The organism is Serratia sp. PL7, from assembly GCF_945957435.1.
In genome coordinates this window covers 152,109-178,982 of the sequence record NZ_CAMFLB010000008.1, presented here as the reverse complement: position 1 = coordinate 178,982, position 26,874 = coordinate 152,109, and the positions used below count along the sequence as shown (strand labels likewise).

Here is a 26,874-nt window from a genome sequence, read left to right as displayed (position 1 = left end):
TTATCAGGCTGTGCCCTCGAATCGTAGCCATCAGGAGTGACAATCTGATCAAGGCCGTACAGGAGTGAGGTTCCATGACCAATTTGAATACTATTTTGCCCGGCGAAAAGGCGCAGACGACTGAAAAACCAATTGATAAAGTTGAAGAGATATTGCCCATTGCCCATCTTTTTACCCTGGGGCTTCAGCATGTCCTGGTGATGTATGCGGGGGCGGTTGCCGTGCCATTGATGATCGGTGGCAGCCTGGGGCTGGATAAGCTGCAGATTGCCTATCTGATCAGCTCCGATCTGTTTTGCTGTGGCGTGGTGACACTATTGCAATGCATCGGGATTGGCCGCTTTGCGGGTATTCGGTTGCCCGTCATCATGTCTGTCACCTTCGCAGCCGTCACGCCGATGCTGGCCATCGGAGCCAACCCCGAAATCGGCCTGACCGGTATCTTTGGTGCCACTATTGCGGCTGGAGTTATCACCACGTTGCTGGTGCCGTTGGTAGGCCGTTTGATGCCGCTGTTCCCAACCTTGGTGACGGGGATTGTGATCACCTCTATCGGCCTTAGCATTGTGCGGGTCGGGATAGATTGGGCCGCCGGGGGCAGGGGTAATGCCAACTACGGTAATCCGGCCTATATTGGCGTCTCGCTGCTGGTGCTGATTTTTATTTTGCTAATCACCCGGTTTAGCAAAGGCTTTATCTCCAATATTTCCGTGCTGTTGGGGATTGGCTTCGGTTTTGTGGTGGCACTGCTGATGGGAGAGGTCAGCTTTTCTGGCCTGGATGATGCCGCCTGGTTTGCCATCGTGCGCCCCTTTGCCTTCGGTTGGCCGACCTTTGATCCGGCTTCGATTATCACCCTGACGATCGTCATGCTGATCGTATTTATTGAATCGATGGGCATGTTTATGGCGCTGGGGGAAATTGTCGGTCGCCCAACCACCAAGCAAGATGTGGTCCGTGGGTTGCGGGTTGATGGCCTGGGAACCATTATCGGCGGTATTTTCAATACGTTCCCGCATACCTCGTTCTCCCAGAATATTGGCTTGGTCAGCGTTACTCAGGTGTCCAGCCGCTGGGTGTGCGTGATGGCAGGTTTGATCCTGGTGCTGTTCGGCCTGATCCCCAAAATGTCTATTCTGGTAGCCTCGATCCCGCAGTTTGTCTTGGGGGGCGCGGGTATCGTGATGTTTGGCATGGTGCTGTCTACCGGCATCAAGATCCTGACCAGGGTCAACTTCAATACCAATCGCTATAACGCCTATATTGTCGCCATCAGCCTGGGGCTTGGCATGATCCCGATTGTAGCGGCTGATTTCTTTACCCAGATGCCAGCGAGCCTGCAACCATTGCTGCATAGCGGCATTTTGCTCTCTTCAGTGGCGGCGGTGCTGCTGAATCTTTACTTCAATGGCTATCATCCGGAGGAATAATGCTGCCGTTTATTGATGATCTCCGTTAACAGTGGCTTGCCAGCCAGTGGCGATAACAGGTAAAAACACTGTTCGACATAAAAGGAGTAATCAATGCGGATAACCTTGGCCCAATTTACCTGCCGTGAAGGGGACATTGCCCATAACCTGGCCGCCGTGCTGGCGCAGATTGAACGTTGCAGCGGCCAAACCGACCTGTTGGTGTTGCCAGAAACGCAGCTTACCGGCTTTACCCATCCTGACGGCAATACGGACTATGCGCTGCAACTGCAAGGCCCGGAGCTCGCGCAAGTGGTGGCGGCAAGCCAGCGTACGGGGATTGCCGTCGCCGTGGGTTTTCTTGAGCAGGATGGCGCGCAGTTGTTCAACAGTTCGGTGTTGATCACGCCGGAGCAGGGCGTCTATCTGCATTATCGCAAAAGCCATTTATGGACCAACGAACGCGTTGAAGCGCAAGCGGGCGATCGCCTGGTCTGCGGGCTGTGGCGTGGGCGGCGTATCGGTTTACTGATCTGCTATGACATCGAATTCCCAGAGGCATCAAGAGCGTTGGCCCTGATGGGGTGTGATTTGTTGCTGGTTACCGATGGCAATATGGATCCCTATGGTCACGTGCATCGTAACGCTTTGCTGGCTCGCGCTCAGGATAATCAGATGTTTGTAGCAATGGCCAACCGCGCCGGGCATGGATGTGGGATGCAGTTTGCTGGTGAAAGCCTGGTTGTTGACCCCCTGGGGCGTGAGGTGGCCAGCCTGGGACGTGAGCCAGGAATAGTGCAGGCAGAGCTGGATTTTAGCCTGCTGGAAGCGGCTCGCCGCGAATATCGTTACCTGGAAGATCGGCGTTTGGCACTCAGTGGGGAGAGGCAGTGGCAGCAGCGGGATGATGAACAACGCTGGTGGCCGCTAATTCCGCGTTAACACCGCTTGCTGAAAGGCCAATGGCTTAGGTAAAGTCATAGCCAGATTGGTCACTGTAATTGATAGACTTGCAGCACTCTAAGGAGCCGTACCATGCAATTCCCCGCCCTGAGTAAAAGAATCGTGCCATTGGCTGCGCTGCTGGTGCTGTCGTTGCCCACAGCTTGGGCAGCACAAAACGCCCCAGCCCCGATCCCATCGGCGTTAATCGGCAACTGGAGCGTGACCAAGGTCATTCCCACCCAGACCGTGGGCTGCTGGGATGAAAAGCAGGCACAGCAGTTGGTCGGTAATAGTATCAACTATAAAGCAGACGGTTTTACCTGGCATGAGCAGAAACTGAGCAATCAGGGGGCGACTACCACCACGGTAGAGGCGCAAGAGTTTGTGGAAGACAACTCGGGAGATAATTCGTACGTCGATTTCCCGATTTTGGGTATCAGTACGCCTTCGGTGCAGCGAGTCATCATTCAGCATCAGGATGTCACCGTACCGGGGATCACCGATCAGGGGACTGAAGGCGTCCCCGGTGATAACGTGTTGGTGAAAGATCGTAATACGCTGATCTTCTCTCAATGCGGCGTGTGGTTTGAGGCGCAACGGCAGAAAAAATAGCTAGATGTTTGACGGTGGGGGCGCCGCTGCGCCCCTATGTTGTGAAACTGCTGGGTATCAGTTCGTCGGTTGGCAATCGGGTATTTCGAGTTTGCGTAACAGCGCGGGAATATCGACGGTGTCTATTTTATCGGCTTGCAGATAGCTCAGCGCATAGTCATGCCAAATACCAGACTCCAGGAACAGGATCATCAATTCACGGTCCAGATGATTTTCACTCGCCATGCTGACCAGGATATTGAGTGCTTCAGATAACAGCTTGCCCGGTTTATAAGGCCGATCGGCCGCCGTCAGGGCTTCAAACACGTCGGCGATCGCCATCATACGCACCGGAATGCTCATCTGCTGGCGGGTTAACTGGTAAGGATAGCCTTTGCCATCCATGCGTTCATGATGGCCACCGGCAATCACCGCCACGTTGGCCATGGTGCGTGGGAACGGCAGTTTTTCCAGCATGATGATCGTCTGCATAATGTGCTCGTTGATTTTATAGCGCTCCTCCTCACTCAGGGTGCCCCTGCGGATGCCCAGGTTGTATATCTCCCCGTGGTTATAGAGTAAGGTCGGCTCCTTGAGTTTGAAGTGATAGCTTTCGGGGAGATGGCTTTTCTCGTCGCGGTAGATGATATGTTCTTCTTTATCCGCCAGCAGTGGCTCCTGGGTAGGTAAGGAGGCGGCAGGGCGGCGGTTTTTGCGCGCTAATTCTTCCCGTGCCACGCCTGCGGTGTCATCCAGAGTGCGGGTCCATTGATATTGTGCGATCTGTTGAATGCGTGCTAGCGCGCTGTCTGACAGGAATTCGCCACCGATATTGCATTGGGCAATAAAATAGAAGTCCTCATCCAACTGCTGCAACTCATCGCGTAACTGTTGTTCTTCCTGTTCGGTAGCGGGGTTCGTAGCGTGCTTACGCAGGAAGTTAACCTCTTTTTCCCGTTTCAGCACCTCAAAGCGCATCCGCACCTCGTGAATGCGGTCGTAAATCATCTCCAGCTTGGTGGCCTTATCCACTATGGCTTCCGGCGTGGTGATTTTCCCGCAGTCATGCAGCCAGCAGGCGGTGTGTAGTTCCTCCCACTCATTGGCGGAAAGGGTAAAATCGGCGAACGGCCCTTGTTTGGCCTCAACCGCTGCATTAGCCAGCATTTTGGTAATGACAGGTACGCGCTGGCAATGGCCGCCGGTATAGGCGCTCTTGGCGTCGATCGCTCCGGCGATCAACTGAATAAAGGCTCCCATCAGATGCTTTTGTTCTTGCAGCAGATATTGCGTCTCTATCGCTACCGATAAGCTGCCCACCAGAGCATTAATCAGCTGTATTTTGGCTTGCCCATGTTCCGGGGCAGCTTCGGCAGGATTAAACAGCAGCAAGAACCCCATGAGTTGCTTATCATGAGTTTGCATCGGGACAGCCACGTAGCGCAGCGGCAAATGGGAGCCAAAGACCGTAAGCAGTTGGTCGGGGACATTCTCGTCAGTAAAGACTCCGGCAACGGTTTTACCTGCAAGAATTTGCCAAAATGCGCTGGGTTGCTGTGGATCAAACTGCAACGATGCTACCTCCGAGCTGGCCACCTCTTTTCCAGCCCAGTTGCAGGCTATGGGTGAAAAGCAGCCGGGCGTTTTGTCTGACAGGAGAATAATGCCGCCGCTCATGGTCGCGATTTTGCCAGTTTCGTTGAGTAAGCCTTGCATCTGTTGTGGGAAATTATCCTTGGCGGATAACAGGCTGCCCATCGAGATAAATTGCTTGAGCGTCAGCTTCATTTTGGACATGGCTTTGTGCAGGTCGTCCACTTCTTCAATCGCCGAGCGTTCCTCCGCCCGCTCATCAAAATGCAGATTGCTGATGGCGTCGGCATCCTGGCGCAGGCGGATCAGCGGTCGGGAAATACGTAGGGAGAAATACCAGACCAGCGGCAGGCTGAGCAGCAGCAACGCAAAGGCGATCAGGGTCGAGCGGTTGCGGATGGCGTTGGCATCGGCGGTCAGATAGACCGAGGGCGTGGCAATCACCAACTGGTAGCCTTGGCCTTGCCCCTTAAGCTTCACAACGGCTCCAAACCAGCTCTGCCCTTGTGCCGTAAATAGGCTGTTTTCGCCGTAATGGGGATCTAGCAATGTTTGCAGCACTGGGATGTGCGCAATGCTGTTCAGCCTATCCTGGCTTTTTTTGGGGGGGGCAGGCAGGCTGGCGATAGTTTCATTGGCAGCGTTAATGATCGCCGCCTGGCTACCCGGCGGTAGGTTTTGTTGAAGAAACAATGAAAGTGAAGCCAGCGAAACGTCCAAACCGATCACAGCATGGCCATCTGGAGCCTGGATGCTATAGGTGAAACCGGTCTCGCCGGTACCTTTGAAGGTATAGAGCGGGGAGGTAATCAGTTGCTGAGTTTTTATCGCCAACTGATACCAGGCACGCTCCCGGGGATCATAATTGTTATACGGCACGGTTTTAATCGCCATAACCTGCTGTTTGCCGTCCAAAAAGATACTCTGAACCTGGGGTGAAGTCTCTAAAAAGCGGTAGCTTTGCGCTAGCCATTCGGCATCTTCCGGCGCATTAAATAAAGCTCGGTTGGCAGGGGAGAGGCGACGCAGTATAAAGAAATCGCCGTTGGGATAAGCGCTGTATACCGCGTTGGCATAATCGTTTTGCTTGAGTATCTCGACCAGCGGGCCGATAAACGCCATGCGTTGTTCGAGCGTGGTGGCTTCTATTATTGGCATGCGTGCCAGCATATTCACCGACATTTTCATGCTGCGGGTAACAGAGTCCAGCTCCGCAGCAATGGCTTCGCCAGTTTTTTGATACTGCCGGTTGGTGCTGGCCTCGGTCAGTTTGGTGAGTTGGCTGTGGCTGAAAAATACGATCACGCTGCCGATGGAGACAATCAGCAAGGTAAACAGCGCGGCAATCTGGATATGCAGCGGATAGCGGCTTCTCAAACCTGTTATCTTTCCTGCCATGGTGCCCACCCTTGGATGCCAATTTTTAGCTTTTTTAAATTATAGACCAAGCAGGGGATTATCTGATTGGATGCACAATAAGTTATTGGTTTGATTTTAAAGTGAAATTTTTTGTTTCGTAGCCAAATAAACCAATGCGTTATTAAAAAATAAAGCTTTATGAAACAACGGCGACAAAGACAGCACTTTTGTTGCGCGCACGTTGTTCCTGGAACCGTTGAGGCTGTTACTTAACACCAAGCCTCTCCCTCAGTAGTGGCATGTAGCTATCGATGTTATAAGTTTTATCCCCGGTGATGCTGGCGCAGGCGTTATGGGCGTAAATAAAATAGCTTACGCTCACCGTTACAGCTGGATCATCTGCGTAACTAGAGTCGGGAGTTAACAAACTATATGCGTTGTCCATCAGGTGAGAAAAATGATTCTTTTCGTATTGAATAGGGGTGTAAAATAATATGTATGAAATGGCAATGGCAATACCAGAATGATCTCTTCTTATTTTGTCATAATTGCTCATCATACATGAATGGTAACGTTTGCAGTTCTTCAGTTCACGAGCATTACAATCATTGGTAGACATATCAACCAAGTGTCCTATTTGCCTGTTATCTATATACTTACCATTACATCCAAACATTAAGAGTATAGATGCTAAAATAATGTGTTTAAATTTTTTCAACTTTATTCCTCTCGACTAAAAACATTTGAAGGGCATCTGCATGGCCATAGTTGTTAGCTAAAGACTTTACTTCATTACCGTATTTATCAACATTCAGATTGGCATTTAATGCCAGGTTGTAATCCGCACCTGGACAACTCTCCCAAGGGCCACCCGTTCGAGCGATTAGATTGGCGGAGCTTCCATCTGCAATCGAATAATCAATGTAGATATTATCCCAGCGTTTGACATTGGCGGGTTTGGGGCTTTTGCCTTTCCTGGATACCGGATCAAGCGTTACCAATAGTTCAATCGGAATATCGGGGTTTTCCTTCGCCAATAAAATCGCCCGGTCCCCACCCCAGCTATGACCGACCAGCACGATCTTCTGCCCGGCAGCATGCCACTCTTTCATTAGCGGTGCGACTTTCCCACCACCATGTTCGGAGTAGGCCACATCCTGTTTGCGAGTGTTATCCTTGGTATCTCTACCATTTTTCTTCTCATAAGGAGCAAAAACAAACTTTAACAAAGGTTGAAAACTTGCGTCCATCGCGCCGCCAACAAACACCACCAACGTCTTTAAACAATTGGTGGTGATCTTACCTTGCTGCTCCTTTACGCTAGGTAAGATAATGTAGTCACTCGGGTCGTTATTCTTGTATTTATAATCAAAACCCGGAAAAATAATTCCATCCGATGCGCACATTATCTTGCCTCCAAATGCTTACGTAACATCAACAGTTCCTTTCTGATGCGTCGCTGAGTGTAGGCCACCAACTCAGCGAGCCGTTCGTCTTCCTGATTAATGTGGTTATCAGCAAAATGAGCCTTAACCCAAGGGTAGAGTGGGTCATCAAAGACTTTATGGCCCAGGAAGAACTGTAATGCCAGGATAACCGCCTGTCCGTGCAACGTGGTGATCCCATGCTCCTGAAACCAATTTTGATCCTGAGCTAATAGGCCAAACATCTGATGTATGGGAACGTACTGCGCACGCTCAGGGTAAAGTGAGCGTACATAATCCACCACGTGCTCCTCTTCATACATATAGGGTAACTGGTTAAGTTGCAGGGTTTTTAGCCTTTCCAGCGCTGCCAGGTAGATCTCTAACCTCTCGCCCATGCTTCGTACAAAAACCAGCCCCAACTGCTGATTTAACACGGCTAACTGCCCTGGCTCCTCTGCTGCGGTTGTCAAATAGGGCGCGACGATATGCTCAAGCTGGAGATCGGTATCAAAATAACAGCCTAAACTGCAGGCTAAATCAAGGAATTGGCAACGATCGTTAAAACGCTCCAGCCGGTGCGTTTGGCATTTTTCCGCGATAAGCGTAATGACCCGCTGGACCTGTTCATCGCCCAGCAGACGGGCGCGCTTCGGATATTTATCGGTAAAGTAGCGCTGTAGCTGGTTAACCTGTTCGGTCTGGTTTTGCTGCTTTAACTTGGCGAGTTGTGTTTCTTCCAGCGTTACTATCCCTGTCAGAATTGGAGCTGCCTGGGCAGGTAATTCAATCATCTGTTGCCGGACCCAAAGCGAGCTGAACACCCCCATCAGCTGATTTTGCTGGGACTCGGTGGAGGCCGCCAGGATTAACGGTAGAAACTGGGCGTCCCAATAGCGGAAAAATACCGTCTTCCCATCCGGCAAATGAATCTGCGTCAGGCCCCGTAAATGGTCGAGAATGCGCTGACGCGGCTGTTCACTGACTGCCAGCCATCCCCAGTCAGATGAGGCTGCTTGACTCACCCACGCTAAAAACGGGCTATTAACCGACAGCTCCACCAAATAGGGCATCACTTCGTGCCAATCTTTGTAGGCCGTATAGTGATAAATCCCTTCTGCAACACGGGAGCCATCCAGTTGATAGTAGTGTTTCAATGGCTGCGCATCGCTGACGCTGGACAATACCGCATACAACCGTTGTCCTGATGCGCAATTGGCCAGCCATTGCTGTAGTTGACTCTCCATATCTTCGTTTCCTCCGGCAAGCTGTCCCGATTAAATCGCGCAACCCTGTTGTTTACATCGCTCACACTCTTCGCAAAATGCTCGCGGTTGTTTAAACGCACTAACCTGTGCAGGATTTAGCGCAAAGGCAGGGATGCTGGTTGGGATGGGAATAACATCGGGCATTCTGCCACCCCATCCTCTGCCGGAGCCCGGGCTGCCGGTACCCACATCGAACGTGGGGCCGATCGTGACGCCACTGGGATCGATTTTTATAAAGCTGGAGCCGGCCTTTAAGGTGATTTCCGTGCCAGTTTCTATCACTATTTTAGTGCCGGACTTCAGGTGAATTTCCTGCCCAACCTCCGTCAATAAGGCGTTGCTGGCGTTAATGTGGAAATTGCTATTCACGGTCAGGGAATAATCGCTTTCTATCCGGTCACGCTTTTCGCCATTAACCTGCAGAAAATCATTGTGGACAATTTGTTGTCTGCGATCGTTGCCTATCCGCCGGTGCTCGTTGTGATCGATACGGGTGGAACTATCATGCAGCACCTCGGCTGTCATGTTCTTTTGCGCATGCAGATAGAGCTCCTCCTGGCCTTTTTCATCTTCAAAACGCAGTTCATTAAAACCTTCGCCCTTATGGGTTTGCGACCGGATCGACATCTGGGTTTTGGTGCCCGGCAGCTTGCCCGGGGGCAGGTTACTGGCATGATAGGTGCGGCCGATAATTACGGGCTGATCGGGATCGCCATTCAAAAATTCGACGATCACCTCATGGCCAACGCGCGGCACGGCCGACATGCCCCAACGTGGTCCCGCCCAGGGGTGTGATACCCGGATCCAACAGGAACTGCTGTCGTCGGTTCTGCCCGAGCGATCCCAGAGAAAACGGACTTTCACCCGGCCGAACTCATCACAAAAGATTTCTTCAGTGGCTGGCCCCGTGACAATGGCGATTTGTGCGCCATCAATCCGCGGCTTGGGCAGTAAAGCAGGACGCCAGGTCTGATCGTGGGGAATAAACGCAAACTGGCTGGTCACGATAGTTCCAGTCCCACCCGTGTTACTTTCAAGCGCTTGGGGTTGCTGCCCTGAATGGTTGGCTTGGGTGATTTGCCAACGCGTATTGAGTGCCTCCAGAGGATGGTTTTCCAAGGTAAAGCGAACGCCGGGTTGCAGCGTCGGGCAGTTGCTTGCCCCTTCACCCTGATGGGCATCGTTACGCAGCGCCTGGATGCGCCAGCGGGCAAAAGATTTACCCACCTCAGTGCTTTTAAAGCGCCCTGGGAAATCGTAATGAAAGTACCTACCGGGTTGATGCTCAGTATCGCGGGCATCATCGCCGAACTCTGCCAACCACAAGGGATCTTTAAAGGTGTAATCTTTCAACAGCACTTCGGAGAGGCGTAAACTTTCCCGGCGCTTAAAGGTGGTGACGCAGGGTTCATCCAACGAGGTAGATGACTGGTCGGGATAATAGGGGAGCGTCGGCCCGTCATGCAGTGCGGCGCAATCATCGGAAAACACCAACGTATGTTTGCCATTTTGGTGCTCAAAGAAATAGTAAATCCCTTCTTCTGCCGCCAGGCGATGAATAAAATCGAGATCGCTTTCATTATATTGGACGCAAAACTCACGTACGGCATGGGGATAGCGCAACGCGTGGGCGTAGTCGCTGATCTTGCTTTCTTTTAACAGGGTTTCCAGGATTTCCAGAAAATTTTGTTGCTGGAAAATACGTGAACGGTGTCCCAAACCGGCTCGCCAGAGCGAGGGACGAATGCTAAATCGATAACGCGTTTGATGAAGTCCGGCATCCCCTTGTTCGATGGAGGTGACAATGCCATTGACGACTCGCTGTACCTCGGTTTCACGCCAAATCGTCAGGGTCGCATTACTATCCAGGAGCGAGCGAAACTCCACGCTGGGCTTGGCGCTAGCCGCCTCAAGCTCTAGCGCGAACGGGCTGGAGAATTGCTCATGCAGCGTAAATCCCACCACCACAAAAGCGTCTGCTGGCAGCTTGCCAACACTTAACGTAAACCGCAGTCCACTGGCTTTCTTGCTCATCCTTAGCACGCGCTTTCCTCATTTATTACATGAATATATTCCATTCAATTACAACAAAAAATCCATAGATATATAAATAATATTAATGTATTTATGGCGAAATAACAACCAAAGGTGCTGTGTCAATGTGATCCAATACGACAGTGGGTGATTAAAACGCAGAGTTGTCCTGCCTGGCTTTATCGCGGATTGGTGCATTACGCCATTTTCATGCGAAATGTCATGGAAACCGATCAAATATAACCACTATATTTACATGGTTATAACCTTACTGACACCTGCCTACGCCAGCCAAGATAAGGAGATAACGTCAACGAAAGCGTGTTTTTTCAGTCAGCCTGTTCGGAAAGGATACCTATGAATCAATTTATCGTTGCGGAATCAGAAGCCTGCATTGGCTGCCGGAGTTGCGAGGTCGCCTGCGTGACTGCGCATCATCAAGGGGCATACCCAAGCAAGCGCGAATATTTTACCCCAAGAGTCAAGGTCATTCAGGGCACCCATGGTAATACGGCCGTGTTCTGCCACCATTGTGAAGATGCGCCCTGTGCCAATGTTTGTCCTACCGGGGCCATTGAACAGAGTGATAGCAGCATTCAGGTCAGCCAGGAGAAATGCATCGGCTGCAAAGCCTGCGCGGTCGCTTGTCCGTTTGGCATGATGACGGTGGTGACCGAAACGGTGCAGCCCGCCAATCATCGCCTGGCAGACAGCTACCAGAAGGTTGAGGCACAGAAATGCGACCTGTGCAGCGAGCTGAACCATGAGCCTGCTTGCATACGCGCCTGCCCAACTCATGCACTAAGCCTGGTGGACAACCAAACGTTGCTGGACCAGCAGCGAGAAAAGCGGCTACGTGCTGCGGCGCGCGATCACCATAGCCAACTGTTTGGCAGTGCCGCTAATCAAAGCCCAGAAGCGAAAGCCCCGAAGAAATCAACACCGATCCGTAATCTGCTGCAACAGCCTCGGGCACCTCGTCTGGAAGCCAGTAAAATCCCGCTAGAGCTGCGCAAAACCAGCTTTGCCGAAATCTACCAACCCTTTAATGAGCAGCAGATCCAGCAGCAGGCCGAACGCTGCCTGAGCTGCGGCAAGCAGAGTATCTGCTCCTGGACCTGCCCGCTGCATAACCAGATCCCGCAGTGGATCAAGCTGGCCAGCCAGGGGCGCATCTGGGAAGCGGCGGAGCTATCACACCAAACCAGCAGCCTGCCGGAAGTGTGCGGCAGGGTATGCCCACAGGACCGACTGTGCGAGCAATCCTGTACGCTCAATGAGCATGGGGGAGCCGTCACCATCGGCAACATTGAGCGCTACATCACCGAAACGGCCTTTGAAATGGGCTGGCGGCCCGATATGTCGGCGGTGAAAGACAGCGGCAAGCGCGTTGCCATTATTGGCGCGGGTCCAGCTGGGCTGGGCTGTGCCGATATCCTGGTGCGCCATGGCATCAAACCGGTCGTATTTGATCGCTATCCCGAAATTGGCGGGTTGCTGACCTTCGGCATTCCGGCGTTCAAGCTGAAAAAGGACGTGATGGCCAGAAGGCGTGAGATCTTCAGCGATATGGGGGTGGAATTCCGCTTGAATACCGAGATTGGCAAAGATATCTCGATGGAAACCCTGCTCAATGATTACGACGCGCTGTTCCTTGGCGTGGGGACCTATAAATCGATGCGTTCCGGCCTGGAAAATGAAGGTGCGCCGGGAGTGTATGACGCCTTGCCATTCTTGATTGCCAACACCCAACAGCTGATGGGTTATGCCGAAAATCCGAAAAGCCCTTACGTCAATATGGCGGGCAAGCGGGTGATCGTACTGGGGGGCGGTGATACCGCTATGGACTGCGTCCGAACCTCAGTACGTCACGGTGCTGAGCAGGTGATTTGTGCCTATCGGCGTGATGAAAAGAGTATGCCGGGTTCGAAAAAGGAAGTGAAAAATGCGCGGGAAGAGGGCGCAGAATTCATGTTCAACCTGCAACCGCTCAGCATCGTGATCGATGAGGAGGGTAAGGTCAGCGGCATTCAAATGCGGCGAACCGAAATGGGGGCTCCAGACAGCCAGGGCCGGCGGCAGGCGGTACCTGTTGAGGGCTCCGAGCATATCGTACCGGCGGATGCGGTGATCATGGCCTTTGGCTTTAGCCCGCATCGTATGGGCTGGTTGGCAGAACATAACGTCATGCTGGACAGGCAAGGGCGCGTGGTGGCGCCAACGGTGGCGGGTTATCCGTACCAAACCAGTAACCGCAAGATTTTCGCCGGTGGTGACATCGTGCGCGGCGCCGATCTGATCGTGACCGCCATTGCCGAAGGGCGCAAGGCGGCGGAAAGCATCGGCTATTACCTCAATGTGCTATAGCGCAGCTCAAGGAGAGACGGTATGAATCAGTTTGTCATTGCCGATATGAAACAGTGCATTGGCTGCCGCACCTGCGAGATTGCCTGCGTGATGGCGCATCTGGGGGATAATCCGTTGCCGATGACGGCGGAAAACTTCAATCCTCGCTTACGGGTGATGAAAACGCTTAGCGTCAGCGTACCGATGCTGTGCCGCCAGTGTGAAAATGCCCCTTGCCTGAACGCCTGCCCAAACGAGGCCATCTATAACCAGGATGGCAGCGTGCAGGTGCTCCAGTCGCGCTGCATTGGCTGCAAGACCTGCATGGTGGCTTGCCCTTATGGCGCGATGGAGGTGGTGGTCAATCAGGGTTATGGCAGCAATGGTGTCGCGTACCAACGGGCCCAGGCGAATAAATGCGATCTGTGTCAGGGGCGCGAAGCGGGGCCAGCCTGTGTTGAGGTGTGCCCAACGGCGGCGTTAACCCTTATCCGGCCAGCAGACCTGCAAGCCATGCAGTTGGAAAAGCAACAGCGCGCGGCCCGTGGTTCTGCGCCGAACCTGCGGTAAATTATCCATTACCTCCTACAACCCATTCTGCGTGATAACCGCGTGGAATGGGTTTTCTCTCAATATCAATTCCCCTCGACGTTTCTAAATGAAACGAATATCGCTGCTTTGCCTTTGAACGTGATGATCTTTCGGAAATATTACCACCATGCTGCATGCTATAATTCGTCGATATTCTGCACGGAACCTCTTTGTTAAGGATAAATGACGATGGCTCTTTTCCCAGGATTTAAAACCACGCTGTTGGCGGCATCGGTACTGTTAGCCTATTCCGGTGTGGCGCAGGCGCAAGACGTCACGCTCAACGATGTGACGGTCTTTATTCGTGGTGCCGAGCTATTCAACAGCAGCAAAGTGACGCTACCGGCGGGGGAAAGCGAAGTCGTCTTTACCAATATTGCCAGCGGGCTGAACGAACAGAGCCTGATGCTTGATGCCGATAACGGCGTGGTCGTGCAATCTTTCAGCATAAAACGTGATTTTCTTACCGAACATGTGTCGCCTGAAGTGGAGCAATTAACCAAGCAGATTGATGATGAGGTACGCGAGCAAAGCAAATTGAACGTGCAGCGGGAAGTGATCCAGGCGCAGCTGGCGGTGCTGGAAAGTAACCGGGCGCTGGGTTCGGAGAAAGAGGGCGCTTCCGTTGAGCAGGTTAATCAGATGCTTGAACTGGTCAGCCGTCGCATGAGTGAAGTGCTGCTGGCGGATATCGAGCTTAAAGAGAAGATCGCCGCGATTGACAAGAATATCGAAAAGCTGAAAAGCCAGTTGGACGAGGCTCAGCAGAAGACTGGCCAAACGGTGAATCAGGTGGTGGTGAAGTTTTACACTGCGAAAGCGGTGACCAGTAACGTTAAGCTGTCTTATGTGATCCCGGATGCAGGCTGGGTGCCGACTTACGATGTGCGGGTCAACAGCATTACCCAGCCGGTCAAGCTGAGCTACAAGGCCAATGTGTTTCAGAACAGCGGCATCAATTGGGATAAGGTCAACCTGACGCTTTCTAGCGGCAACCCAAGCGAAGGGGCGCAGGCGCCGAAGTTGCAACCTTGGTATCTCGATTTTTATCAGGACTACTCAAGTTCCAAGATGGCAATGTCGATACCCAGACCGGCACCGGCTCCCGTTGCTGAGATGGCCGCTGGCGCGAATGCTCAAGAGCTTGATGGCGCAATGGCCTCCAGAGCTAAACGCTCCCTCTCTGACTATGTGGTCACCGACGCTGGCGGTGTGAATACCCGCTTTAGCATTTCCCTGCTTTATAACATTGCTTCCGATGGCAAAGGGCATTCGGTCACCATCAAGGATGTGGACGTTCAGGGCGACTATCGCTACGTGGTGGTGCCGAAAATCGAACCGGATGCTTTCTTGCAGGTACAGTTAAAAGACTGGGAGCAGCTTAATTTGTTACCGGGCAAGTCCAGTATTTTCTTCGAGGGGTCATTTGTCGGCCAGGGGGATATCAACATCGCCGAGGCCAAAGAGACGCTGGATCTTTCATTAGGCCGGGACAAAAAGGTTATCGTTAACCGCGAAAACGGCAAGCAGCTGACCTCGAAGGCGGAGTTTTTTGGCAATTCGGTAAGCCAACAGTACTCCTTTGTCACCAGCGTGAAAAATACCCGTAAAGAGCCGATTAAGCTGGTGGTGATGGAACAAATGCCGTTGAGTCGTGATTCGGCAATTACTATCGATGGGCTGAAGTACGACGGTGCCAGCTACGATAAAGACACCGGTAACGTGCAGTGGACACTGGATTTACCTGCGAATCAGTCCGAGAAGTTCACCCTGTCTTATACGGTGAAATATCCAAAGGATAAGCGCGTTAGCAATTTATAATTATTGCCCTCACCCAAAAAGAGAGGGGACTGAACGTGCCACATCAAGGCTATTGCAGTCGCCCTCAATATCAGTTTGGCTAGAGGACGACTCTTGCACCTGAAAACGGCTCCGTACCAGCTCCCTCGCCCTTTGGGAGAGGGTTGGGGTGAGGGGAAAATTAGCCACCTAATGCCCTTGGACATCAACTTGCGTTGGGAATTACGCCGGTTTAAGACCCGGTTCGACCAGGCTGTAAACCTGCTGGTTGAGCGTTGCGCTATTCGCCAACTGATAGACGTGTGCAGCAACGTCCGCCCGCATCACAAATCCATGAACTTCTTGCCCCTGAAAGCGTTTTGCCTTGCCGGTAGCATTGCCGTTCAGCAGCCCGCCGGGGCGCAAGATGGCGTGATCCAGCGCGCTGGTCTGTAACCAACTTTCCGCCAGTGATTTTTCACGTACCGCCTGGCCAAAGCCCGCTTTGGCGCGTGGTGACAGAAACGGCCAACCGTCGCCACAGCCCAACGAGGTGACGAGGATCATGCGCGATATCCCACACTTTTCCGCCGTATCTATCACTGTCCGGTGGGCCAGATAATCCTGTGCGCCTCCCATTGAAGAGATGATCGTTGCGCTGGTACCAGCAGCTTCGCAAGCGCGAGTGACCGCAATGGCATCACAAGCGTCACCGAGATAAACCTGTACGCCTTTCTCCCGCAGGCGAGCAGCGGCATCAGGATTACGTACCACCGCAACCACCGGATGCTGTTCCGCCAGCGCAAGTTCCAGGGTTAGCGCGCCAACCCCCTTGCCACCAGCGCCAAAAATCAACCATGGTTTCATCGTTCACTCCTGTTAGAGGGTAGCTACCGTAATACGCGGCAGATCCAGTTGTTGGAGCAGCTCATCAAGAGACTGCAGAATATTGCTTGCCCAGAAGCGCCCTTCGTTGGTCAGGCGCAGGCAGGTTGAGGCGTCGCGGGTTAATCCCGCCCGATGCCACTGTGCGAGCAGCGGCTTCAGCTTTTCCGCATGAGGCGTCAGTTCATCAAGCGGAATGCGCGCGTTTTCCACGCCAGCCTGTAACGGTTGACGCCACTGGCTTCGGTTACCTGAGGTACGCATCATCATCATCAGTGGTTTGCGACCCGCGGCGATAGCGTCGTGCCAGCTAGTGAGGTTGCGCTCAATCATCCAGGAATAGCCGTTGACCGAGCCCCCCGCGCCGGAGCCAAAGGCCAGACAGTCTGCACCTTGCTTAATTAGCAGGTTGTACAAATTGCGCTCTCGCGTGGTGCGCGCCCAGTGGCTATTGCTGATACAGCGCCAGCCTGCCTGATCCATGAAATCGCAGCCTTGCAAATAGAGATCGCGCCGCTCGGCAGGTGAGGGAACGGAGGTGCGGCCAGTTTCCACAGCCTTACCCAGAGGCGTATTGGGCAGCAGATTAAGGGCGTAGAGATCGACACCGTCCAGGCCGATATCGCGGGCAATCGCCAGGTCTTCGCCCCAAAGTTTCGCATCCTGACCGGGTAAGCCAAATAGCAAATCGCACACTACGGCAGCACGGTCGCGACGAACTAGCCCTTCCATAAACGCAATGGCGCTTGCACCGTCGGAGGTTCGGGCCATTTTTTTGCGGATTTTGCTATTAAACGACTGAATACCAATCGAAAAGCGATTGGCTCCGGCATCCAGACAGGCGTCAATCCGTTCATCGTCAAAGTTTAGCACCCGGCCCTCGATGGTGATTTCGCAGTCTGGGGCCAGCGGCAGGCGTTCGCGTAGTGTGGTGATGATGCTAGCCAGATCCTGTGCGGCAAGTGCCGAAGGCGTTCCACCGCCAAAATAGACAGCATGGATTGGCGCAGACTGATGAAGTGTGCTGTCCGCTTCCATCTCGATCTCGCGTAGCAGCGCATCGGTGTAGCGGGTGCACCTGTCCTCCTCGAAACGGTTTTGGTAAAAGCCGCAGAAGGTGCAGTGGGTGGCACAAAACGGAATGTGTAGATACACCAGCCGTTTGCGGCTAGGCGCGGACTGGCCGATGACGTTTTGCCAGGTGGGTACCAGCAGCGATTTTTCCACGGGGATCGCGCCGCGCAGCGGCATCATGGCACGACGATCTGTAAACGGCTGATTGCCTGCCAGTGCAAAATGCGGGGTTAAATCCAGCTCAGTGTCATGTTTCAACTCAAGGTCCTTCAATAGGGCAGAACTGATGGAGACAGGGCTGCAAGGAAGCGCAGCCACTCAGACCTGTCATAGTTTAACTGAAAATGATTACCATTTGCATTTATATACTGACAATCGTCAGTAGAGTCTATCCGGCCAGCAGCCAATTAAATGCAACGTTGACTTGGGTCAAACTTTTCAGTGCCCAAAATTAAATTTTGGTTGCTGACGCTAACAAGCATTGCTAACGCTGGAGTTTATATGTACTATCGCCGCGTTTTCCCATTCATTCACTTTGCAAAGGAGGTACATCATGAATTATCAAGCACTGTTTACCCTTTGCGGGTCGTATCCTCAGGCATAATTTCCTGTTCTCCAGGTATTGCTAGGGCTACCGCCCGCCAAATCCAAAAAATTAGATAAAATATTAATCAGGATTGGTTATGAGCAATACTATTGGCTCCGTTACGCCGCGAGTTTCATTGATCGCGTCGGAACACACCTGGATTGAAGGAAATGCAATCCAACAATTAGAAATTACCGCCAAGTTGCCGGATATGGTGCGCGTGGTCGGGATGCCAGATTTGCATCCCGGCCGTGGTTACCCGGTCGGTGCCGCTTTCTTTTCACAACATCGCTTCTACCCGGCGTTAATCGGTAATGATATCGGTTGCGGTATGTCGCTATGGCAAACAGATTTGCTGGCGATGAAACAATCGCTGGATAAGCTGGAAAAAAATCTGGGCAATATTGACGGTCCGCTAGAGGAAAAAGCGTTGGGGGATATTCCGCCAGCGCTTCGCGATTATTCTCGTGCATTAGGCACCATTGGCGGCGGTAATCATTTTGCTGAACTGTTACGCATCGATGAAATATATCAGCCGCAGGCCGGTCTCGATAAAAAACGCCTGATGCTGTTGGTTCACAGCGGTTCGCGTGGCTTGGGCCAGCTCATACTGGAACAGCATGTGCGTGCTCATGGGCATCATGGCCTACTGGAAAATACCGTTGCGGCCAACGATTATTTGCAACAGCATCAACAGGCGCTGGATTTTGCAGGCTTAAACCGTCAACTCATTGCCCAGCGGATATTGCAGCGGTTACGCACTGCTGGCGATTGCCTGCTGGATATCCATCATAACCTGCTGGCGGCGGCCACCATCGAGGGCGTGAGTGGCTGGTTACACCGTAAAGGGGCTACGCCGTCGGATGACGGTCTGGTGGTGATCCCCGGTTCGCGCGGTGATTACAGCTATATCGTCCAACCGCTGCCTGCCGCCAGCAGTTTGTATTCGCTGGCGCACGGTGCGGGGCGCAAATGGATGCGCTCAGAGTGTAAAGATCGCTTATCAGCGCGTTTCAGCACCGAGCAGTTGGCCAGAACCCGCTTCGGCAGCCGAGTGATTTGCCGCGATCGCCAACTGATTTATCAGGAAGCGCCAGAAGCCTACAAGCCGATTGATAGCGTAGTGGGAGCCTTGCAGCAGGCCGGATTGGTCACGTTAGTGGCGCGTATGCAGCCAGTGTTGACCTACAAAACCAGCGGGGGGCAGTGATGATCTTATTACAGTTCTCTGCCGCCCAGGGGCCGGATGAATGTTGCCTGGCGGTGAGTTTGGCACTGCGTCAGTTCCACAGAGAGGCTCAGGCCATGCAGGTGGAACTGCATGAGGTTGAGCGGGAAGAGGGGCGCCTGCCCGGCACGTTGCGTTCGGTGCTATTGACGCTTAACGGCGAAGCGGCGGAGCCATTGGCCGCCAACTGGTGCGGGACGTTGCAGTGGATTTGCGAAAGCCCGTGGCGCACTGGGCGTTCCAGAAAGAACTGGTTTATTGGTGCAGCGCGTTTTTCTCCGGCAACGGTGCCAAAAGAGAGTGAGATCCGTTTTGAGACGTTGAAGTCCTCCGGACCAGGTGGGCAGCACGTGAATAAAACGGAATCGGCTATTCGCGCCACCCATATCGCTAGTGGCATTAGCGTCAAAGTGCAGATCGAGCGCAGCCAACATGCCAATAAACGTTTGGCGTATTTGCTGATCGCTCACCGTTTGGAACAGCTTGAGCAACAGCAACTGGACGAACAGCGTGCTGAACGGCGGATGTTTCACCATCAAATAGTGCGCGGTTCACCGGTTCGGGTGTTTAAAGGCGAAAGCTTTACGCCGCTTGCTTAATCAATATCGGCCTGATGGGGCAGGCCGGTAACCCTATAAGAAGAAAAGAAATGGAAACACATAAATATGGTCGGACGTACCATTATCCATTCTCACCGGGCACCACCAGTGACGATCGGATCAATAAACATTATTGGCAAGACATACGGTTAATCCCCTCACTGATCCATACGGAAAAGCTCGATGGTGAGAATAACTGCCTGAATCGGTATGGCGTATTTGCACGCTCCCATGCGGCACCGACGGTTTCTGCCTGGACGCGCCAGATCCGCCAGCGTTGGCAACTGATTAAAAATGACCTGGGCGATATCGAGCTGTTTGGGGAGAACCTGTATGCCACGCATTCAATCGAATACCGTGGCTTGCAGCAGGACTTTTATCTATTCGCCGTACGCTGTAAAGACATGTGGCTGAGTTGGCAAGAAGTGCAGTTCTACGCGGCATTATTTGATTTTGCCTGTGTGCCAGAAGTGGTACAGGATATGCCGCGCCAGACGGAACAAGAATACCGCTCGGCAATACTGGAGCTGGCGGGGGGCGTGGGGAGTTTTGCGCCGCACGACGTACATACCGGCTTGCCATGCACCATGGAAGGGATTGTCACCCGCAATGCGGCTGAATTCCCGGTGGCGCAGTTTTCCCATAACGTATTTAAGTACGTGCGTAAAAACCATGTGAAAACCGATCGCCACTGGAGAGTGAATTGGCAACGAGCGCGTATGGCGTACGAGTATCAGCAGGAGGATAAACCATGTGGTGCTTAAGTGAAGACAAGCAGTGGGGCAGGCTGGCGGATAAATTCCGCTGGGTGGCCGACATGCATCAAGTGCCACAAGATCCCCGCCATCATGCAGAAGGGGATGTGGCAATCCATACCCAGTGTGTGCTGGCGGCACTGACCGAGTCGGCGCAGTTTTTGGCGTTGCCAGAACAACAGCAGGAGCTGGTTTGGGCCGCCGCGCTGCTGCACGATGTTGAAAAGCGCAGTACCACGCGGGTTGCAGACGATGGTTCAGTGACATCACCCAATCACGCTAAACGCGGTGAGCTGACCACGCGCTCGATCCTCTATCGGGATATCGTTACGCCTTTTCAACTGCGTGAACAGGTAGCCGCCTTGGTACGTTTTCATGGTTTGCCGTTGTGGCTCATGGGGCGGCCGTCGCCAGAGCGGGCGCTGTTATTAGCGGCTTTAAGGTTGGATACACGGTTGCTGGCGATGTTGGCACGGGCGGATGTGCTGGGCCGCGAGTGTGACGACCAAAACGGCCTGCTGGATAACATCGAGCTGTTCGAACTGTTTTGTCAGGAGCAGCAATGCTGGGGTCAAGCGCGTCCTTTTGCTAGCGATAACCAGCGTTACCACTATTTGACGCATCCGCAGGCTAGCGTGGATTTTGTTCCTTATGAGCAATTTCAGAGCGAGGTGACGTTACTGTGTGCGCTGCCGGGAATGGGTAAAGATCGCTATATCGCGCAGCATGCCGCAGGGTTTGAGGTTATCAGCCTGGACAACATTCGCCGCCAACACCGGTTGTCTCCTACCGACAAAAACGCGACCGGCTGGGTCGTGCAGCAGGCCAAGTCGCAGGCAAAAACGCTGCTACGGCGGGGCGAGCCTTTTGTCTGGAATGCCACCAATATTACCCGGCAGTTGCGTAGCCAGTTGGTTGAGTTGTTTATCGCCTATGGCGCAAGGGTGAAGATTGTTTACCTGGAAGTACCGTATGCCCAGTGGCAGCGGCAGAATGCCGAGCGGGAATACAGCGTACCTGCTGAGGCAATGGCGCGGATGCTGGGTAAATTGGAGATCCCGCAGGCGGATGAAGCCCATGAGGTGGAGTTGCGGGTGCAGGACGCAAGCTAGCCTGTTTTTTGTGTACCCAAAGGACGCGGGGGCTAGCGTCTGGTGCTGAGCTAATATGTAGCACATGTTGTCCCCCATCCATGTGGATGGGGGACGTCACCGTAGATTAATTCGCGATCACCGTGACCAACAGCGGTGATTCAAACATCGCCTTCGGCGAAATAACCGACTCATCCCACGGGATTTGCGTTCCGTAGCGCTCCTTCAGTTTCTGCTGCACGGCAGGAGCACCAAAGTTAAATTCACGCACTTTTTGCAGCTTGCCGATTTGTATCCCTAGTGCGCGATCGTAAATCTTCCACACCAACTCTGAGCAATATAACCTCTCATCTGACCAGGAAAACTGCATGTCGTAGGGCTTCCCGGCAAAGCTTTTGGCCTGCTGGCGTATTTTTAGCTGCGCGGACGGCGTCATCATTTGCTCAGCGTTCTTCAGACGTTTGACGACAAAATGCTTTTTCTCTCCCCGATCGATCCAGGCGGCCAGCGGCGTGTATTTCACCGTCGATACCGCTTCAAATACGTAAGGCTTGCCATCACGCAGCAGAATGATACCCATGTGGCTGTAACGCGAGCCGGTGGCCTGCTGTATCGCCAGGCTCTGTGCCGAGCGGGAAGTGTGGAAAATGATGTCACCATCCTGCACGGCAGGTAGCTCGCGAGCTTGGCTGACCAACACGGTCATCAGGCCGATGGTGAGAAACAGAATTGCCCACAGGCGTTTGGTAAAAATCACGTTCAATCCCTCGAAGTTAGAATCTGGCGATTTTATCGGGGCTGTGTGAAGTGAGGATGAAGTGGTAGAAAAACGCTGGGGGGCGTATTGGCAGTCCTCATGCATTAATAAAAATAATGATATTTATCAATGTAATAATAACAATTCTATCATTGTGGTTAAAGGGTGCTTAAAGCAGGCCGATAGCTGTTCTATTGATGTTGTCACCTAAATAGGACGAAACCGGATGTTAGGGATCTACCGTATATCGATGAGAATGAAGCTTTTCATTGCTCTGTTTCCACTGCTACTGGCTTTATGCTGGTTTGCCGGGTCGGGTATGAAAACCCGTATCCATACCGAACGTCAGATGGATGCCATCGTTCAGTTAACGGCAATTGCGCGTGGTGCAGGGGATGTCGTGCATGAGCTGCAAAAAGAGCGTGGTATGAGCGCAGGTTACCTGGGCTCTGGCGGTGGGCAGTTTCGCACTGAACTAGCAGATCAACGTAAACTGACAGATGCGGCTATGGCGAAATTTAGCCAACTGTTATCCAAAACGGATAGCAGTGCATTGGAAGGGATTGATACATCGGCGATTCAGTTATTTAACGACCAAACCCAGTTACTGAGCGAGGTGCGTAATAACGTCAGCAATTTAAAGAGTGCGGCGCCACACGCTATTGGTTTCTATACCAAGACTATCGCCCAGGTGCTGGATTTTGTTGGCGGTATTGGGCATTTGACGACATCGGGCAAAATTGGCCAGGAATTGTCAGCGTATTACAGCCTGCTTAACCTGAAAGAACAGTCGGGAATAGAGCGAGCATTACTCTCGGGTGTTTTCTCTAGCGATCGTTTTGGTGATGGGCAATTCCGCCAGTTGAGTGATGTGGTGGGAAAACAAGAGGCCTGGCTTTCTGCGACTCGTCGTTTCAGCACCGCGGAGCAGGCGGTGGCGCTTGATGGCGCATTACGCTCTACATCGGCAACTGATGCCCTAAAGTATCGTGAGATAGCGCTCGATAAAGTGGCAACTGGTGGATTCAAGGTCAATCCTACCGATTGGTTTAAGGCTCAGACTGTGCGCATTGAAGTGCTGCGTCAACTAGAGAATCAAACCGCTGACACGTTACAAAAGCATGCGGCAGAGTTGTCACGTACGGCACGTAGCGAATGGATGACTTTTCTGTGCATCAGCCTTCTTTCTCTGGCCGTGGCCTTGGCGATAGCCATTGTCGTTGCGCGGAGTATCCATCTGCAACTGCAAGGAACGTTGAAAACGATTGGTGAAATGGAGGGTGATTTGACCCAACGCCTCAGCGTACCGGGTAGTGATGAGTTGTCAGCACTGAATCATGCCTATAATCAATCCATTGAAAATATTCAGCATATTGTTAAAGAGATTAAATCCGGCTCAGAGATCCTTCACCATGCAAGCAGTGATATCGCCGCTGGTAATCAGGATTTGGCGCAACGTACTGATGAACAGGCGGCATCTATCGTTGAAACTGCGGCAAGTATGGAACAAATGTCCACGGCGATCTCCCAGACTGCAGATAACGCCCGCGAAGCGGAACAACTCACGCTGGCAATGGAGCGCGATGTCATGCAGGCGAATCACGTGGCGAATGAAGCCAGCCAGAGCATGACGGAGATCCGTAATTCTAGCGAGCAGATTGCACGTATCGTGGCCTCTATTGACGACATTTCTTTTCAGACTAATTTATTGGCGCTCAATGCTGCGGTAGAAGCTGCTCGAGCTGGCGAGTCTGGAAGGGGGTTTGCGGTGGTAGCGAGTGAGGTGCGTAACTTATCTCAACGTTGTGCTAAAGAGGCGAGCCAGATCCGGGAGCTGGTTAATCAAAATATGGAAAAAATTGCGGAAGGCGTCGCCCGGGTTTCGGCTTCTGGGGTCGCACTAAAGGCGGCAGCAGATAATTCAGGACTGATGAAGCAATATGTTAGCGATATCGCTCAAGCCGCCAACGAACAATCATTAGGGGTGGGGCAGGTTCATCTGGCTTTGAATCAACTTGAACAAGTCACACAGCAAAATGCGGCTTTGGTTTCCCAAGCGGCCAGTGCCAGTCAGGTACTGGATAACCAAGCGGCAGCGATGACCAAATTAGTGAATCGGTTCATCGTATAATATTCTTGTTGCAAGGACGGTGGGAGTAATCCCGCCTCTTGCTCGATCATTCGTTTCGTAGCGTATTTTTATTATTCTTGATACGTCTCCGCTTTCCTGCATGCCGTTTACCGTATATTCCCTGATGTTTTTTCGTGTAAGCGGTATGTCGTTTTGTGCTGTGAGGGTGCATACTATCGCCCCTCCCAAAGGCGGTGGGCAAGGCTTTGGCGTTATCTGACAATAAAAAGGAACGGTGATGGAAAGGCGTAATTTTCTCAAGGGTGCTGCTGCGTTATCTTCTTTTGGGCTGATAAGCCCGGTCTGGTCTGAGTCGCGGAAAACGGATATCCCTGCGTCAACCTGCGTGGATAGCAGAAGGCGTTTTGTGATGACTCAAACGTATCAACTGAAAGCGCCAGCAGGCTCGGAAGGTAAGGCCAATCTGTGGATCCCGGTCCCCGTGGACACCGCCTTTCAGCAACTGAAGCACATTTCTTTTTCTGGCAACTATCAGCAGGCCTACCTCACGGCAAATAATACCTACGCAGCCAAAACGTTGTTTGCTTCCTGGCCGGACTCCAAAGGCCCGATGGAACTCAAGGTGGAAATGCTGATTGAAACCTTGGACTGGGAACCCCTGAAGAGCAACCAACTGGCCGAATGGCACCTCCCGCAAACCGATCTGGTGTTTCCCGCAGAGATACAACCTTATCTGAATGCGACCCCGCATATCCCGGTAGACGGTGTGGTGAAAGAAACGGCGTTGAAGATCGTCGGCGACGAGAAATCGCCTTTACAGCAGGCGCGGCTCATTCATGAATGGGTAAGAACCCATATGCATCGAGACGATGCGGTGATTGGCTGCGGGACCGGTGATGTAGGGCAAATCCTTAAGGCCGGTAAGCTGGGCGGCAAATGTACCGATATCAACTCCGTGTTCGTCGCGTTGTGCCGTGCCAGCGGGATCCCCGCGCGTGAGATGTTTGGTATTCGCCTCGGCGCATCCCGCAAGCTGGGGAACTATTCGAAGAAGGCATTTGGCAGCGCTGATCAACAAGGCGTGGCAAAAGTCAGCGGTGGGCAGCATTGCCGGGCGATGTTCTGGCTGGCAGGTTTCGGCTGGTTGCCAGCCGATCCGGCCGACGTCACTAAAATGCGTCTGACCGAGAAAAAAGAAAACGGCGATGCCGCCGTTGAAGCCGTCAATGATTACCTGTTCGGCAACTGGGAAATGAACTGGGTTGGTTTCAACTACGCCCGTGATTTCGCGCTTTCGCCAGAGGCAGAGCAGGGTGACCTCAATAACTTTGGTTACCCCTATGCTGAAGTGGATGGCGACCCGTTAAACTTCTACGATCCGGCCGAATTCAGCTATGACTATGTCTCTGTCGAACAGCGTTAAGGGCAGCGTAGTGACGCTGCTGGCGGCTTTGCTTGCCGCCGCAGCATCGACACTCTGTTGTCTCGGGCCGTTGTTGTATCTGGTGTTTGGTATCTCGGCTGCCGGGCTGACGGGGATCCCGGCGTTATCCTGGCTACAGTGGCCCATGATTATTGTGGCTATCGGATTGATGCTGCGAGGATTTTGGCGGCTTTATCTGTCGCCACGCCCGGTCTGCGTGAACGTCGTCAGCCGTCGGGTACTGATTTGGCTTTACTGGCTGTCGGTACCGTTGCTGTTGGCGTTGATGACCTACCCCTATGTATTACCTTGGATTTGGGAAATGATGGAATGAAGAAGCGCATTTTTCTGCTGTTGGCTCTGGTGTTGATTGCGCCGCGGTTATGGGCAGAGAACCAGAAAGTCACAATTGATATCAAAGCCATGACCTGCTCACTGTGCGTCATCTCCATCAATAAAGCGTTGCGCTCTACTGATGGGGTGATTAAGGCCAAAGCCTCACTGAAAACGCACCAGGCAGAAGTGATTGTGCCCGAGGGGTTTGATAATCAGCTATTGCTGACGGCGATTTCCCGTACCGGCTATAGCGGCGAAATCCAGGGCGTAGTGCCAGCCCCGTAGTTTTTACTCAGGATTGAACCATTGTGAACGCGGTACACGAAGCTGTGAGGGGATCGGCATGATAGCTGAGCTATGGCAGCGCTGATCCTTCTAAGTCGAACTCAGATCTCAGCGGGCGTCATGCCAAAAGTAAAAGTCCGATACCTGGAGTGTATCGCTGGAATTAGGGCATTTTATTTAAAAAGTAGGAAATGAAAGCCCACTCAGTTGCGTGGGTTTAAACGTATTCAGCACTTGTATTACACTCCGCGACTCAATAACCCTTTTCAGGCGTTAAAAAAACAGTCTCTTCAAGTTAATTGGGTATAAAGAACGGCAGGGTATCACCCTGCGGGTTCTCAGATCTAGAGCACTATCGCATAGGCGTTTGAATTATTTAAACTTGATATTTGGCAATTTCCTCTCAAATAACCGAAAAACCGTC

21 protein-coding genes and 1 pseudogene are annotated in these 26,874 nt (G+C 52.6%); 14 read left to right on the top strand and 8 right to left on the bottom strand.

From position 1 onward, the window contains the following. Positions 1-74: 74 nt before the first annotated feature. From N6G83_RS28500 to N6G83_RS28490, 3 genes and pseudogenes are all read left to right on the top strand, one after another. Positions 75-1,415: pseudogene (locus tag N6G83_RS28500) on the top strand (nucleobase:cation symporter-2 family protein); the annotation flags it as partial. Positions 1,416-1,523: 108 nt separating this feature from the next. Then, the gene (locus tag N6G83_RS28495) at positions 1,524-2,351 is read left to right on the top strand and encodes a carbon-nitrogen hydrolase family protein (RefSeq protein ID WP_074028630.1); all 828 of its coding nucleotides are present in this window, start codon (positions 1,524-1,526) and stop codon (positions 2,349-2,351) included. A 93-nt stretch (positions 2,352-2,444) separates the two neighbouring features. Beyond that, positions 2,445-2,966 carry a hypothetical protein gene (locus N6G83_RS28490; RefSeq protein ID WP_024528819.1) on the top strand — a complete coding sequence of 174 codons (522 nt, stop codon included), beginning with the start codon at positions 2,445-2,447 and terminating at the stop codon, positions 2,964-2,966. Between the two features lie 57 nt (positions 2,967-3,023). Here N6G83_RS28490 and N6G83_RS28485 read toward each other — a convergent pair whose 3' ends face one another. From N6G83_RS28485 to N6G83_RS28465, 5 genes are all read right to left on the bottom strand, one after another. Next, the gene (locus N6G83_RS28485) at positions 3,024-5,936 is read right to left on the bottom strand and encodes an HD domain-containing phosphohydrolase (protein ID WP_211135974.1); all 2,913 of its coding nucleotides are present in this window, start codon (positions 5,934-5,936) and stop codon (positions 3,024-3,026) included. Positions 5,937-6,162: 226 nt separating this feature from the next. After that, positions 6,163-6,615, bottom strand: coding sequence for a hypothetical protein (locus tag N6G83_RS28480; protein ID WP_211135975.1), 453 nt, complete (start codon positions 6,613-6,615; stop codon positions 6,163-6,165). Continuing rightward, the gene (locus N6G83_RS28475; protein ID WP_211135976.1) at positions 6,602-7,303 is read right to left on the bottom strand and encodes an alpha/beta hydrolase; all 702 of its coding nucleotides are present in this window, start codon (positions 7,301-7,303) and stop codon (positions 6,602-6,604) included. The genes N6G83_RS28480 and N6G83_RS28475 overlap by 14 nt, the downstream gene beginning before the upstream one ends. Beyond that, on the bottom strand, positions 7,303-8,568 hold the full coding sequence (locus N6G83_RS28470; protein WP_211135977.1) for a DUF4123 domain-containing protein: 1,266 nt from the start codon (positions 8,566-8,568) through the stop codon (positions 7,303-7,305). Before N6G83_RS28470 ends, N6G83_RS28475 begins: the two co-directional genes overlap by 1 nt. Positions 8,569-8,598: 30 nt before the next feature. Beyond that, positions 8,599-10,623 (bottom strand): type VI secretion system Vgr family protein, encoded by a 2,025-nt coding sequence (locus tag N6G83_RS28465; RefSeq protein WP_260524072.1) that lies wholly within the window; start codon positions 10,621-10,623, stop codon positions 8,599-8,601. Between the two features lie 357 nt (positions 10,624-10,980). Between N6G83_RS28465 and aegA the strand changes: the two genes are divergently transcribed. From aegA to N6G83_RS28450, 3 genes are all read left to right on the top strand, one after another. Continuing rightward, on the top strand, positions 10,981-12,990 hold the full coding sequence (aegA, locus tag N6G83_RS28460) for a formate-dependent uric acid utilization protein AegA (protein WP_211135979.1): 2,010 nt from the start codon (positions 10,981-10,983) through the stop codon (positions 12,988-12,990). 21 nt (positions 12,991-13,011) lie between these two features. After that, entirely contained in the window at positions 13,012-13,539 is a 528-nt protein-coding gene (locus N6G83_RS28455) for a 4Fe-4S dicluster domain-containing protein (RefSeq protein WP_173409161.1), read from the top strand. A 210-nt stretch (positions 13,540-13,749) separates the two neighbouring features. After that, positions 13,750-15,381 (top strand): DUF4139 domain-containing protein, encoded by a 1,632-nt coding sequence (locus N6G83_RS28450; RefSeq protein WP_211135980.1) that lies wholly within the window; start codon positions 13,750-13,752, stop codon positions 15,379-15,381. 201 nt (positions 15,382-15,582) lie between these two features. Here N6G83_RS28450 and chuY read toward each other — a convergent pair whose 3' ends face one another. Continuing rightward, positions 15,583-16,206 (bottom strand): anaerobilin reductase, encoded by a 624-nt coding sequence (chuY, locus tag N6G83_RS28445; protein WP_024528828.1) that lies wholly within the window; start codon positions 16,204-16,206, stop codon positions 15,583-15,585. A gap of 12 nt (positions 16,207-16,218) precedes the next feature. Continuing rightward, on the bottom strand, positions 16,219-17,556 hold the full coding sequence (hutW, locus tag N6G83_RS28440; protein WP_211135981.1) for a heme anaerobic degradation radical SAM methyltransferase ChuW/HutW: 1,338 nt from the start codon (positions 17,554-17,556) through the stop codon (positions 16,219-16,221). Between the two features lie 425 nt (positions 17,557-17,981). On the opposite strand from hutW, the gene N6G83_RS28435 reads away from it, so the two are divergent. From N6G83_RS28435 to N6G83_RS28420, 4 genes are read left to right on the top strand one after another with little or no spacing between them, the layout of a single operon-like run. Beyond that, positions 17,982-19,094, top strand: coding sequence for an RNA ligase RtcB family protein (locus N6G83_RS28435; protein WP_211135982.1), 1,113 nt, complete (start codon positions 17,982-17,984; stop codon positions 19,092-19,094). Next, positions 19,094-19,711 carry a peptide chain release factor H gene (gene prfH, locus N6G83_RS28430; RefSeq protein WP_211135983.1) on the top strand — a complete coding sequence of 206 codons (618 nt, stop codon included), beginning with the start codon at positions 19,094-19,096 and terminating at the stop codon, positions 19,709-19,711. Before N6G83_RS28435 ends, prfH begins: the two co-directional genes overlap by 1 nt. A gap of 50 nt (positions 19,712-19,761) precedes the next feature. Then, on the top strand, positions 19,762-20,475 hold the full coding sequence (locus tag N6G83_RS28425) for an RNA ligase family protein (RefSeq protein ID WP_211135984.1): 714 nt from the start codon (positions 19,762-19,764) through the stop codon (positions 20,473-20,475). After that, a complete protein-coding gene (locus tag N6G83_RS28420; RefSeq protein ID WP_248006645.1) occupies positions 20,463-21,578 on the top strand; it encodes an AAA family ATPase in 1,116 nt (371 codons plus the stop codon). Before N6G83_RS28425 ends, N6G83_RS28420 begins: the two co-directional genes overlap by 13 nt. 106 nt (positions 21,579-21,684) lie before the next feature. Here the strand turns inward: N6G83_RS28420 and N6G83_RS28415 are convergent, their stop codons facing one another. After that, positions 21,685-22,263, bottom strand: coding sequence for a YiiX family permuted papain-like enzyme (locus N6G83_RS28415; protein WP_211135993.1), 579 nt, complete (start codon positions 22,261-22,263; stop codon positions 21,685-21,687). 277 nt (positions 22,264-22,540) lie between these two features. Between N6G83_RS28415 and N6G83_RS28410 the strand changes: the two genes are divergently transcribed. The 4 genes from N6G83_RS28410 to N6G83_RS28395 all read left to right on the top strand — a co-directional run bounded on the left by N6G83_RS28410 (position 22,541) and on the right by N6G83_RS28395 (position 26,450). Further along, positions 22,541-24,445, top strand: coding sequence for a methyl-accepting chemotaxis protein (locus N6G83_RS28410; RefSeq protein WP_211135985.1), 1,905 nt, complete (start codon positions 22,541-22,543; stop codon positions 24,443-24,445). A gap of 238 nt (positions 24,446-24,683) precedes the next feature. Further along, on the top strand, positions 24,684-25,829 hold the full coding sequence (locus N6G83_RS28405; protein ID WP_211135986.1) for a transglutaminase family protein: 1,146 nt from the start codon (positions 24,684-24,686) through the stop codon (positions 25,827-25,829). Continuing rightward, positions 25,801-26,163, top strand: coding sequence for a mercuric transporter MerT family protein (locus N6G83_RS28400; protein ID WP_211135987.1), 363 nt, complete (start codon positions 25,801-25,803; stop codon positions 26,161-26,163). Before N6G83_RS28405 ends, N6G83_RS28400 begins: the two co-directional genes overlap by 29 nt. Further along, complete coding sequence (locus N6G83_RS28395; protein ID WP_202728990.1) at positions 26,160-26,450, top strand: heavy-metal-associated domain-containing protein; 291 nt, start codon at positions 26,160-26,162, stop codon at positions 26,448-26,450. The genes N6G83_RS28400 and N6G83_RS28395 overlap by 4 nt, the downstream gene beginning before the upstream one ends. Positions 26,451-26,874: the final 424 nt, after the last annotated feature.

Excerpts from the sequence above, each read along its gene's own strand:
- N6G83_RS28495 (WP_074028630.1), top strand. The coding sequence starts at position 1,524 with ATGCGGATAACCTTGGCCCAATTTACCTGCCGTGAAGGGGACATTGCC.
- N6G83_RS28490 (WP_024528819.1), top strand. The coding sequence starts at position 2,445 with ATGCAATTCCCCGCCCTGAGTAAAAGAATCGTGCCATTGGCTGCGCTG.
- N6G83_RS28485 (WP_211135974.1), bottom strand. The coding sequence starts at position 5,936 with ATGGCAGGAAAGATAACAGGTTTGAGAAGCCGCTATCCGCTGCATATC.
- N6G83_RS28475 (WP_211135976.1), bottom strand. The coding sequence starts at position 7,303 with ATGTGCGCATCGGATGGAATTATTTTTCCGGGTTTTGATTATAAATAC.
- N6G83_RS28470 (WP_211135977.1), bottom strand. The coding sequence starts at position 8,568 with ATGGAGAGTCAACTACAGCAATGGCTGGCCAATTGCGCATCAGGACAA.
- N6G83_RS28465 (WP_260524072.1), bottom strand. The coding sequence starts at position 10,623 with ATGAGCAAGAAAGCCAGTGGACTGCGGTTTACGTTAAGTGTTGGCAAG.
- aegA (WP_211135979.1), top strand. The coding sequence starts at position 10,981 with ATGAATCAATTTATCGTTGCGGAATCAGAAGCCTGCATTGGCTGCCGG.
- N6G83_RS28455 (WP_173409161.1), top strand. The coding sequence starts at position 13,012 with ATGAATCAGTTTGTCATTGCCGATATGAAACAGTGCATTGGCTGCCGC.
- N6G83_RS28450 (WP_211135980.1), top strand. The coding sequence starts at position 13,750 with ATGGCTCTTTTCCCAGGATTTAAAACCACGCTGTTGGCGGCATCGGTA.
- chuY (WP_024528828.1), bottom strand. The coding sequence starts at position 16,206 with ATGAAACCATGGTTGATTTTTGGCGCTGGTGGCAAGGGGGTTGGCGCG.
- N6G83_RS28435 (WP_211135982.1), top strand. The coding sequence starts at position 17,982 with ATGAGCAATACTATTGGCTCCGTTACGCCGCGAGTTTCATTGATCGCG.
- prfH (WP_211135983.1), top strand. The coding sequence starts at position 19,094 with ATGATCTTATTACAGTTCTCTGCCGCCCAGGGGCCGGATGAATGTTGC.
- N6G83_RS28425 (WP_211135984.1), top strand. The coding sequence starts at position 19,762 with ATGGAAACACATAAATATGGTCGGACGTACCATTATCCATTCTCACCG.
- N6G83_RS28420 (WP_248006645.1), top strand. The coding sequence starts at position 20,463 with ATGTGGTGCTTAAGTGAAGACAAGCAGTGGGGCAGGCTGGCGGATAAA.
- N6G83_RS28415 (WP_211135993.1), bottom strand. The coding sequence starts at position 22,263 with ATGACCGTGTTGGTCAGCCAAGCTCGCGAGCTACCTGCCGTGCAGGAT.
- N6G83_RS28410 (WP_211135985.1), top strand. The coding sequence starts at position 22,541 with ATGTTAGGGATCTACCGTATATCGATGAGAATGAAGCTTTTCATTGCT.
- N6G83_RS28405 (WP_211135986.1), top strand. The coding sequence starts at position 24,684 with ATGGAAAGGCGTAATTTTCTCAAGGGTGCTGCTGCGTTATCTTCTTTT.
- N6G83_RS28400 (WP_211135987.1), top strand. The coding sequence starts at position 25,801 with ATGACTATGTCTCTGTCGAACAGCGTTAAGGGCAGCGTAGTGACGCTG.
- N6G83_RS28395 (WP_202728990.1), top strand. The coding sequence starts at position 26,160 with ATGAAGAAGCGCATTTTTCTGCTGTTGGCTCTGGTGTTGATTGCGCCG.